This window comes from Alphaproteobacteria bacterium (assembly GCA_040216735.1).
GTDB lineage: Bacteria > Pseudomonadota > Alphaproteobacteria > SHVP01 > SHVP01 > CALJDF01.
This window is the reverse complement of the sequence record JAVJOO010000002.1, coordinates 1,393,238-1,403,208: the sequence shown is the minus strand read 5'-3', so window position 1 is coordinate 1,403,208 and position 9,971 is coordinate 1,393,238. Positions and strand designations below refer to the sequence as shown.

The window sequence follows — 9,971 nt, the reverse complement described above, 5'->3', positions numbered from 1 at the left end:
GCGGGTCAGGAGGGTAGACCAAAGGGTAGACCACCGACGCCTCTTCACATCGAACCTGGGCCGCAGTAATACTGGAGATCGTTGGAGATCAGGGGCTACCTGATGCCTGTGACAGGGAACGACCGGTGCACCCGGCACCAGCGGCCGCTGGCAACTGTCGTTCCCGGCCCCGCCTAGAGCGTCAGCGGCAACTGGATCAGCGGCGGCGGTTTTGCGGGGCAGTAGTGGACGCATACGCCGCAGCCGGTGCATCCCGCCGCGATCGTCGGCCCCTTGCCGGGGACCACGGATATCGCGCCCTCGCCCACCGGGCAGCGCTCGGCGCACACCGTGCAGGCCGAATCGGTGCCGTTGGCCGACCAGCACCGCGTGTCGTCGAAGCGGATCTGGGCAATGCGGATCGCGTCGCGGTCCACCGGTGCGAGCGCCTTGGTTGGACAGGCGGTTACGCAAGCAATGGCATCGCACAGAACGCACGGGCTTTGCGCCGCGTCGATCCGCGGACCGGGCCGGCGGCCATCGACCGCGGGCCCCGTCATTTTGATGGCCTGGGCCGGGCACACCTCGGCGCAGGCGCCGCACCCGTCGCAGGTTTGGACAAAGAGGTTGGGTGCGATCGCGCCCGGCGGACGCACCCAGTTGATCGCCCGTATCGACGTAACGCTGGGCGACGCCGCCACCGAAGGCTTTTCGCGCCGCCATTTGCCGAACAGCAACGCGCGGCGATCGAGATTTGCGCCCTGGTCGTTCACGGAAATGGCCGTGACGGGACTGGGACAAAGCCAATCAACAAGAGAAACCTCAAAGGTGGGTGGATTGAGCCCGTCATCCTGCGCAGCGGCGCGGGTACGATCAAGCGATCTTTCGAACGGAATTGGCGATTTCATCCGCGATTGCCGCGGCCGCTCGACGCCCATCGATCCGCGTCCAATCCAGGTCGCCAATATCGTCGGCCAGTTGGCGGCGGACCACGGCGCCGTCCGCATCCGAGGGATCGTTGGTCCGTGCATCGACCCGGGCCACCAGCGTTCCGGGATCGGCGTCGAGCCAGTAGCCTGTGAAGGGACAGCCAACGCGCGCCGCGGCGTCGGCAATCGCAGTGCGGCCCGCAGCTTTGGTGAAGGTCGCATCGGCCACCACACTGAACCCTGCGGCGGCGATGGTATGCGCCCGGTTCACCACGGCATCGTAGACGCGTTGCGAAACTTCCCGCGTATATCCCGCCGGTCCAAGGCGTTCGGTTTCGCCCACGCCCATGAGCGCCTTGCGGATGACGTCGCTGCGCAGCACGACCGCACCGGGTGCCGGGGCCAGGTGAGGCGCCAGTGCGCGGGCGACGGTAGATTTGCCGCTCCCCGACAGGCCCCCGACGGCAACCATCACCGGGGCGCGAGGTTCGAGAAAGCCGATCGCCCGAGCGAGGTAATCCTTCGCATCGTTGCGCAGGCTCTCCGCCGCGCTCGGATCGCTCTGGACGTCGGCCATGCTAAGCGACACTTTGGCGCGAATGGCAGCGCGTACGGACATGAAAAGGGGCAGGAGTGCCAGCCCTTTGTCGTCGCTGAATCGTTCGAGGTAGCGGTTCAGCAAAGCGGTCGCCTGGGCGGCAAGCCCGCGATGGAGGAGATCCATCAAGACGTAGGCGAGGTCGTACATCGTGTCGGTCACGGCCAGCGCGTCGTTGAACTCGAGCGCATCGAAGATCGTCGGCACGCCTTCAAACATACACACGTTGCGAAGGTGGAGATCACCGTGGCAATGCCGGACGAACCCCGCAGCCATCCGTTCATCCATGGTCGCTGCGAGGCGGTCCATGGCAGCGCGGGTCCGCGCGGCCAAGCGTTCGATGTCGTCCGCGGCAAAGACGTCGGCGCGGGGGGAGAGTTCTTCGATGTTTTCCTCGACCACCCAGCGCATTTCCTTGGCCCCACCGCGCTTGCCAACGACCTCGGCACGGCCGTGAAACGTCGCGATAGCCTCGGCCAGGCCGACAACCATGTCGGTGTCGAGACGCCCGCGCGACGCCAAGCGGTCGAACAATGTGCTTTGGTCGAAGCGGCGCATGACAACGACGCATTCATCGCCCGCTGTGATCGGGTCGCCGACCGCGCCGATCGTGAGCGACTCCGAATCGCGGCGCAGCGGCGCGATCCCCAAATAAATGCCTGGGGCTGTCCGTCGGTTCAGGCGAATTTCAGCTTCGCAGGCGGCGCGGCGCTTTTGCGGCGTGGACAGGTCCATATAGGGAAAGGCCACAGGCCGCTTGATCTTGTAAGCGAACGCGCCGGCAAGGAAGACGGCCGCCCCGTGGGTATCGATTCGTTCGAGTTGTCCGTCATGGGCGGCCTCACGGATTGCCGCCACTATACGCGGATCGTCGGCGATGAATTCTTGCTCGGGGGTCATCGCAACCGTTTCTCTGTAATAGGCAGTCGGGAGATTAGATGTCTTTCTCGAAGGCGAGCATTCGTTTGCGGAGTCCGTCGAATCCTTCCTTGGCCGCAAACAGAGGGTCCCCGACCGACGCTGCCGCGCTTCCGACCGCAGCCCAACCGTCATCGTCCAGCATCGCCGCAGCCAGCGGGAAGAACTGCCGGTCCTCGGCATCCATGTGCCGCCTATAGGCATCGACAAAAGACTCGAGACGACTAACGATATTGTTGCGCGGAACCTCGGCTTCAAGTCGTACGTCGCGCAAAGCCGCGACGACGTCCGCGAGCTTGCGGCGAAGCTGTCCGTGCTCGACGAGGAGATCGCCGACGGCCTTAACCCGCGCCGCATCGACGACGACCATACGTTGAAACATCCGGTCTTCGATCGGATGATGGCAGGCATCCGGGTAACCCTTGAAATAATCGGTTATGCCTTCAATAACTTCGTAGTCCGCGTCGTCGCCGTCGCGGATCAACTGGGCTTCTCGCATCAGGATATCGACCAGTCGGCGCGCGTTAGTGTGATCCTCGCGCAGAGACGAAAGAATGGACGGTTCAGTCATGTTGGCGGTCCTTCTCGCTATGTCCCGCGGGTTTGCGTGCCCTCGCGGCGCAGACGGTGCCCGGACTAAAGCCCGGCGAGGCGGCGATTGGTCGGCGTCGCGAGGTGATCTTCGATACCGACAACGCCCGTCGCGTTTTCCACGGAAATAATGATCGCGCGCCGTTGATCTTCGGACTGGACCGTTCCCCACAAACTCACGGCGCCGTTGGCGACAATGACGTTGATTTCGGACCCCGCGAGGGCATTCGTACGGATCTCGTCGACGATCGCATTGCGAATGCCGGCATCGTCGGGTACCGCGACGGTGTCTGGTACCGGCTCGATCGGGCGCGCCACCAACGCTTGCAAGAGGTTGGCGCGACTGACGACTCCCACGACCTTGCCGTTGGCGACCACGGGCACCCGTTTGATTCGGTGACGCTCTAGCATGTCGGCAATATCCGACAACGGCGTGTCTTCGGACACCGTCAGTACCTTTTCGGTCATGACGTCGCGGGCATGGCGACCATGGGCGCGGCTATAGGCGCGCGCCGCATCGGTTCTGTTTTCGATCACCGCCTGCCACCAATGGCTTTTGCGCTCGGTGCGGTTCTCATGCCGGTGGATAAGATCGCCTTCGCTGACGATCCCCAAGAGCTTGCCCTCGCTGCTGACAACCGGTACGGCACTGATCCGCCGGTCGAGGAGGAGATGGGCGACATCGAGGATGGCGGCATCCGGCGACACCGTAATAACGCCCGTCGTCATGATATCTGCAGCGCGCATCGTTGACTCCCGCGTTCGAGACATGTCCTAGCCCAAGGCTAAGCCGTCCCTGGGCGGGCGTCCTTGATCATGCTCAACCGGCACCCGCCGGAAACCCGCCGGAACAAAGTCAAACCCCGCAGAAACGTAGCCTTCTCGCGTTACACGCCAGGCGGCATTCATCCCGTTCGCCGATGTCCGGGGATGGACCAAGCAACGGACGGTCGGGTTACTGCCAGGTCGGATTCGGTATTTTTTGAAAGGAGTCGCGCAAGCCAGCCGACCAGCCCTCGGAAACCGACTCGAAATAGGGATCGTCCACCGGGATATGGCTGCGCACCTCGACCTTCAGGGCGTCGCGCCGATAGATCAGCATGTCGAGGGGGAGACCCACCGAAATGTTGGATCGAATCGTCGAATCCATCGAGATCATCGCGCACTTGGCGCCCTGTTGCAGCGACGTGCCGACATTAACGACGCGGTCGAGGATCGGTTTGCCGTATTTGAGCTCGCCGACCTGGAAATAAGGCGAATCCGGGCCAGCTTCGATGAAGTTGCCGGCGGCATAGAATAGAAACAGGCGCAACACGCGCCCGGCTATCTGGCCGCCCAAAATGAAACTGACGTCAAAGTCGATCCCAGACTCGTTGAGTGCCGGCGCGTCGAGCCGTCGAACCTCACGGATCGCCCGGCCGACAAGCCGCGCGGCCTCCGTCATCGACGGCACGCCGCTCATGGTGACAAGCTCGCCGCCGCCGTTGGGGAGACCCTCGTTGAGCATGGTCACGACGTTCTGGGATACCGATAGGTTCCCTGCCGTCATGAGGGCAATGACGCGCTCCCCCGGCTGCTCCCAAACCGTGAGTTTGGAGTAAGTCGAAATGTAATCGACACCCGCGTTGGTGCGGGTATCGGCCAGCATGACCAGCCCCTCGTTGAGCAGCAGGCCGACGCAATAGGTCATTCACGCACTTCCGGTTTCTCGGGACCGCCGTCGCCCGACCGGGACTTCGCTTCCGGCGGACCGCGGCGCGTTGTTGTAGCGCGTCCCAGGGTCGTCCGAAAAGAGCTTGTTCCGCTCATCCACGCCTGTCTGGAACTGCGCCAAGCGCCTCCAATGCCTTGCCGCATCGCCGCCAGGACCGGCAGTGCGACCCTGTTTGCGCCTTTGATTTCTCGGCCAAGCAGCCGCCGCAGGACCATGACCGGGTTCATGTGATTGCGCCAGCGGATTTGTTCGAGCCGTCGGGCAGTCACGAGCCACAGCGGACTGACGGCAAGGCTGAGCGCAATCAGCGAGACCAGAAGGCGATTGTCTTCATCGCCGATCAAACCAACCGACAGGCCCGCGGCCGCCAGCACAAAGGAGAATTCGCCGATCTGTCCCATTACCGTCCCGGCCAGGAAAGCCGTCTTCCAAGGTGCCCCGAAGAACCGGATGATCCCAATATTCATTGCTGTCTTTACGAGGGTGACGATCAGAACGAGCAACAACACGAGCCACAGATTGGCCCAAATAAAGCCGATATCGATCAAAAGGCCGATGGAGACGAAGAACACCATGATCAGAACGGCTTGGATCGGCTGGGTTGCGCGAATCATCCTGGCGCGGTCGGCGGTATTGCCCACGATCAACCCGCCCAGGAATGCGCCGTAGGCTGGCGACAACCCGAGCAGGCCGGACGCCGCCGCCGCGCCGAAGCAGATGCCGAGCGCCGCCATCGTGGTGAGGTCGATGTCACCTTCGATCGTATCGATGAACGGTAGCCGAAACTTGCGTCGTTGCCCGAGCACCACGATAACCGCAGCAAGGATTCCCACCGCGGCGATAACCGCAACGATCGAACGGACAATGCTGACGTCGCTTTCGCCCATGGAGCCGATCACCAGCATCATCGGCACGACAGCCAAATCCTGGGCAATCAGGACGCCAATGGCGATCCGACCGATCTCGGTTCGCAACTCGCCAATATCCTCAAGGATCTTGATCGCGACAGCCGTCGACGAGAGCGCAAGCACGAAGCCAACCAAGAGCGCCTGCCCTACCGACCAGCCCAGCCCCAGTTTGACCAAGAACGCGATCGCCACCGTGCCGATAACCTGGAACGCCATCGTACCGAGCGATTGACGCCATACGAGCTTGAAAGCGCGCAAGCTGAGTTCGAGCCCGATGATGAACAGCAAGATCAGGACGCCAAGCTCAGCTAGGAGCGCGATCTGTTCGCGGTCCTCAACCACCCCCATTGCGGTGGGACCAAGGAGGATACCCGCCAGGATGTAGCCCACCAGTGGCGGCTGTCGGAGGCGAGAAAAAAGCGCGCCGCAAACCATCGCAGCCGATGCGACGATCGCGATGCCGGTCAACTCACCGCCGATCATCGCTTGGCTCCGAAGCTGGAACTACTTGGCGGCTGGACCAAAATGGCACTCCCAACCCGCGAGGTTCGCGGATTCGCTATTGCTGTTGCTGGTCCTGCTGGTACCGCTGACCCAACTGCGACTCGCCCTGCCGTTGCTGCGCGCCTTGCGTGTGTTTTTCGCCCTGCTGTATCTGCGGACCCTGCCGCTTGTCGTCGTGTTGCAGCTCATCTTGCTGCCGCTCGCCTTGGTGCTGCTGCTGTGCCCGTTGGCCCTGTGTAACGCGCACCGATACCGTCAACGCCTCGGTACCGTCGCCGCGCCACAGTCCGCGAACCGGCGCGGCGTCGAGGTAGTCCCGCCCTTGGGCAACGCGCACATAGGCTTCGGTCGCGGCGACGCAGTTTGCAACGTCGAAGCTGACCCAGCCCAATCGTTCGATGAACGCCTCCGCCCACGCGTGGTTTGCCTCGTAGGACGTCTCGGCGCCTTCGGTCCAGAGATAGCCCGAGAGGTAGCGCGACGGCACACCGAGCGTCCGGCATATGCTGAGAAAAATGTGGGCATGGTCTTGGCAGACCCCCTCGCCCTTGGCGAAGGCCTCGGCCGCCGACGACGCGGCGTTCGTCGACCCAATGCTATAGCGAACGCGTTTGTTCAGAGCCGTCATGACGTCGTGCAACCCGCTCAACCGGTCGCTCGCAACGGCGGTGCGAAAGGTTTCCGCGAAATCCTTGATCGCCGCGTCTGCGGCGGTCAACCGGGTGTGGTTCGCATAATAGAGCGGGCTGAACGCTTCAAATTCGGGCGGCAGCACACCCGCCGTCTCTTGCGTCCAAACCTCGCCGGTTACCTTCAATCGTACTTCCTCGTGAGCTTCGGTAACCGATAGGACGTGAACGACATTGCCGAACCCATCGTTAAATTGCGTCATCTTGCGCGGCCCGATCAGATTCCACGACCAGACCTGCAAGTTGCCGTGCTGCCGCGGCGTCAAGCGAATGTACTGCGTCGTAAAGCGCGCCGGCGGCTCGTAGCGATAAATCGTTTCGTGTTCGATAAACAAATGCATACCGGTCACACCTGAAGCATGAAATCGACCGAGATCTGCTGGCCGAGGGAGTCGTTGCGCGCAACAAAGTCGTCGAGGAACTCATGCAAGCCGCGCTCGAATATCTCTTCGATACGGCTGTACCGCAGACGCGCATAGATTTCTCCTGCACGCCGAAAACACTCGTAGTCACGCCGGTAGAGATCACGGAGATCTTTGAACACCGCGTCGATCTCGCGGTAGCAGCTTTCGAGCGAGCGCGGGCTTTCCGGCCGCAGGATCAGCAATTCGCCAACGCGAATGGGCGTGATGGCGTCGTGGAACAAGCGCTTGTACGCTCGGAAGGACGAGAGCGAGCGCAACAGCGCGCCCCACTGATAGTAGTCGACCGCGCCGCCGACTTGCTCGCCTGCCGGCAGCAACAGGTGATATTTGACGTCGATCATCCGGGCCGTGTTGTCGGCGCGCTCCAGGAACGTACCCAGCCGCAAGAACAAATAGGAATCGTCGCGCAACATCGTGCCGTCGGCGACACCACGAAAGGTGTGGCTGCGTTCCTTCACCCAATCGAAGAACCGCGAGAGCCCGCGCAGTTCGATCTTTTCCCACGTTAACGTCCGCATCTCGAGCCAGGTATCGTTGATGTTTTCCCACATCTCCGAGGTCATCGTGCCGCGGGTCGCCCGGGCGCTTTCCCGCGCATTGGCAAGGCTTGAGTAGATCGACGACGGGTTGTCGGGGTCGAGCGCGAGATATTCGATAACGCTGCGCGCGGACGGTGCCCGCTTGGCCTCCATAAACCGGTCCAGGTTCCCACCCACGTGGAGGGTGGCCTCCCATTCGCTCCCCGGCTCGGCCGATGCCGAGGGAAGCATCGCGTTTCGGTAGGTCACATCCAGCATCCGCGCGGTATTCTCCGCACGTTCTACCGAGCGGCCGGTCCAGAAAAGATTATCGGCTGTGCGGCTGAGCATCGCGCTAGTCCCGCAAAACCCAGGTGTCTTTGGTGCCCCCGCCCTGACTGGAGTTGACGACCAGCGAACCTTCCTTGAGCGCCACCCGCGTCAGACCGCCGGGGACGACACGCACATCGCGGCCCGACAGCACGTAGGGGCGTAGGTCGACGTGCCGCGGCGCGACGCCTTGGCGCACAAAGGTCGGACAGGTCGACAAGGATAGCGTCGGTTGGGCCACGTAATTCTCGGCGTTGGCGATCAAGCGAATGCGAAACGCTTCGCGCTGGGCCTTGGTTGACGTCGGCCCCACCAACATGCCGTAGCCGCCCGATCCCGCAACTTCCTTGACGACGAGTTCCGGCAAGTGATCCAGCACATAGGCGAGCGCGTCCGGTTCACGGCATTGCCACGTCGGTACGTTTTTGAGGATCGGCTCTTCGTCCAGGTAGAACCGAATCATTTCGGGGACATAAACGTACATTGCCTTGTCGTCGGCAACGCCGGTACCGATCGCGTTCGCAAGCGAAACGTTCCCTTGCGCATACACCGACAACAGGCCCGGTATACCCAACATCGAATCGGGGTTAAAGGCGAGAGGATCGATGAAGTCGTCGTCGATGCGGCGGTAGATGACATCGACCCGCTGGGGGCCCTGCGGGGTGCGCATGAACACGAAGCCGTCGGACACGAAAAGATCCTGCCCTTCGACAAGCTCTACGCCCATTTGTTCGGCGAGGAACGCATGTTCGAAAAAGGCCGAATTGTACTGGCCCGGCGTTAGCACGGCGATGGTTGGGTCGTTCGTCCACGCGGGCGCGACCGAGCGCAACGTATCCAGCAGGGCGTCGGCATAGTGATCGACCGGCGCAATCTTGTTTTGGGCGAATAGATCGGGAAACAGTCGCATCATGACGGTGCGATTCTCGATCATGTAGGAAACGCCGGACGGAGAACGCAGGTTGTCTTCAAGCACGTAGAAATCGTCTGGATCGACCCGCACGACATCGACGCCGGAGATATGGGCGTAGACACCCCCCGGCGGATTCAGGCCCTGCATCTCCGGCCGGTACTGATCGTTCTTGAGGATGAAATGCTCAGGGATGCGACCGGCCTTGATGATTTCCTGCCCGTGGTAGATGTCGTTCAGGAACATATTGAGGGCACGGACACGCTGGATCAGCCCGCCTTCGAGCTTGCGCCATTCCGCCGCGGTGAGAACCCGCGGAATAATATCGAAGGGAATGAGCCGTTCAGGATTGCCCGCCTCTTCGGAATAGACGGCGAAGGTAATCCCCAAGCGGCGGAACAGAAGCTCGGCCTCCTCGCGGCGGCGCCGAAACTCCGCCCGCGGCGTCGTCGTCAACCAATGCTCAAGGTTGCGATACGCCTCGCGTACGGCTCCGTCCTCACCGCGCATTTCGTCAAAGTAGGTCTTTGTCGAAGCGCGCGTGTCATCCCCAATGTTGGATTCGCGCGTTTGCGGCATGACACCACATTATCATAGCCGACCGGATTTGTCCTCCTGCACCAGGTAAATGGCCGTCTTTGATCGCGGCGTCTTCGCTTATGGAGCTACTCTTGGACGGTCAGGAGCACTTCCAGGGCGACCTTCTGCTCGCGGTCATCGAGTTCGAAAACGATGAAAACGTTCTCGCCAACTTTGATCACATCGGCGTCGACCGCTTCGGCCAAGATGAAGGTTTCTCCGTCGACCAGCGTAAGAAGGCGCCGGTCGAGGTCGACCGATTCGACCGTGCCCTCGGCGTCCTCCGCCGCGACACGCGGCGGCGCGGCACCGGCGACAACCACCGCGACAACGATCGCCATGGCGATCCGAAACGGACGAATGGCCTTCATGCGCTCAC

Annotated in this window: 10 protein-coding genes; all 10 read right to left on the bottom strand. The window is 62.2% G+C overall.

Annotation, left to right across the window (positions count from 1 at the left end; genetic code table 11):
• Positions 1-173 precede the first annotated feature (173 nt).
• Positions 174-752 carry a 4Fe-4S dicluster domain-containing protein gene (locus tag RID42_08105; protein ID MEQ8247633.1) on the bottom strand — a complete coding sequence of 193 codons (579 nt, stop codon included), beginning with the start codon at positions 750-752 and terminating at the stop codon, positions 174-176.
• A 100-nt stretch (positions 753-852) separates the two neighbouring features.
• On the bottom strand, positions 853-2,406 hold the full coding sequence (locus RID42_08100; GenBank protein MEQ8247632.1) for an AAA family ATPase: 1,554 nt from the start codon (positions 2,404-2,406) through the stop codon (positions 853-855).
• A 34-nt stretch (positions 2,407-2,440) separates the two neighbouring features.
• Positions 2,441-2,995 (bottom strand): hemerythrin domain-containing protein, encoded by a 555-nt coding sequence (locus RID42_08095; GenBank protein ID MEQ8247631.1) that lies wholly within the window; start codon positions 2,993-2,995, stop codon positions 2,441-2,443.
• A gap of 65 nt (positions 2,996-3,060) precedes the next feature.
• The gene (locus RID42_08090; protein MEQ8247630.1) at positions 3,061-3,762 is read right to left on the bottom strand and encodes a CBS domain-containing protein; all 702 of its coding nucleotides are present in this window, start codon (positions 3,760-3,762) and stop codon (positions 3,061-3,063) included.
• Positions 3,763-3,970: 208 nt separating this feature from the next.
• On the bottom strand, positions 3,971-4,705 hold the full coding sequence (locus RID42_08085) for a peptidase (GenBank protein MEQ8247629.1): 735 nt from the start codon (positions 4,703-4,705) through the stop codon (positions 3,971-3,973).
• Positions 4,702-6,120 carry a cation:proton antiporter gene (locus RID42_08080; protein ID MEQ8247628.1) on the bottom strand — a complete coding sequence of 473 codons (1,419 nt, stop codon included), beginning with the start codon at positions 6,118-6,120 and terminating at the stop codon, positions 4,702-4,704. The genes RID42_08085 and RID42_08080 overlap by 4 nt, the downstream gene beginning before the upstream one ends.
• 76 nt (positions 6,121-6,196) lie before the next feature.
• The gene (locus RID42_08075; protein ID MEQ8247627.1) at positions 6,197-7,171 is read right to left on the bottom strand and encodes a transglutaminase family protein; all 975 of its coding nucleotides are present in this window, start codon (positions 7,169-7,171) and stop codon (positions 6,197-6,199) included.
• Between the two features lie 5 nt (positions 7,172-7,176).
• On the bottom strand, positions 7,177-8,124 hold the full coding sequence (locus RID42_08070; GenBank protein MEQ8247626.1) for an alpha-E domain-containing protein: 948 nt from the start codon (positions 8,122-8,124) through the stop codon (positions 7,177-7,179).
• Between the two features lie 4 nt (positions 8,125-8,128).
• Positions 8,129-9,592 (bottom strand): circularly permuted type 2 ATP-grasp protein, encoded by a 1,464-nt coding sequence (locus RID42_08065; protein ID MEQ8247625.1) that lies wholly within the window; start codon positions 9,590-9,592, stop codon positions 8,129-8,131.
• 86 nt (positions 9,593-9,678) lie between these two features.
• Complete coding sequence (locus RID42_08060) at positions 9,679-9,963, bottom strand: DUF1344 domain-containing protein (GenBank protein MEQ8247624.1); 285 nt, start codon at positions 9,961-9,963, stop codon at positions 9,679-9,681.
• Positions 9,964-9,971: the final 8 nt, after the last annotated feature.